Below are 524 nucleotides of genomic sequence, written 5' to 3'. Positions count from 1 at the left end.
ACGAACTCCGACGCCTGCCGGTTGCCCAGGGTGATCGTGCCGGTCTTGTCCAGCAGCAGCGTGCTGACATCGCCCGCCGCCTCCACCGCCCGGCCGCTCATCGCGAGCACGTTGCGCTGCACCAGCCGATCCATGCCCGCGATGCCGATCGCGGACAACAGCGCGCCGATCGTGGTCGGGATCAGGCACACCACCAACGAGATCAGCACGACGCCGGTGACCCCGTCGCCGGTCAGGGCGAGCGAGTCCGGCACGCCGGGGTTCTGTGCCTTGGAGTAGATCGCGAGGGGCTGCATGGTCGCGGTGGCGACAAGGAAGATGATCGTGAGCGCGGCCAGCAGGATGTTCAGCGCGATCTCGTTGGGCGTCTTCTGCCGGCTGGCGCCCTCGACCAGCGAGATCATCCGGTCGATGAAGCTCTCCCCCGGCCTCTGGGTGATCTGGACGATGATCCGGTCAGAGAGCACCTTCGTACCGCCGGTCACCGCCGACCTGTCCCCGCCGGACTCGCGGATCACCGGCGG

At 68.3% G+C, this 524-nt stretch carries 1 pseudogene; it reads right to left on the bottom strand.

What is annotated here, in order from left to right:
• A pseudogene (locus IMZ11_RS43655) lies at positions 1–524 on the bottom strand (potassium-transporting ATPase subunit B); the annotation flags it as partial.

This window comes from Microtetraspora sp. AC03309 (genome assembly GCF_020826795.1).
Lineage (GTDB): Bacteria > Actinomycetota > Actinomycetes > Streptosporangiales > Streptosporangiaceae > Microtetraspora > Microtetraspora glauca.
The sequence above is the reverse complement of the archived record's forward strand: the minus strand, read 5'-3'. Positions and strand labels throughout refer to the sequence as shown.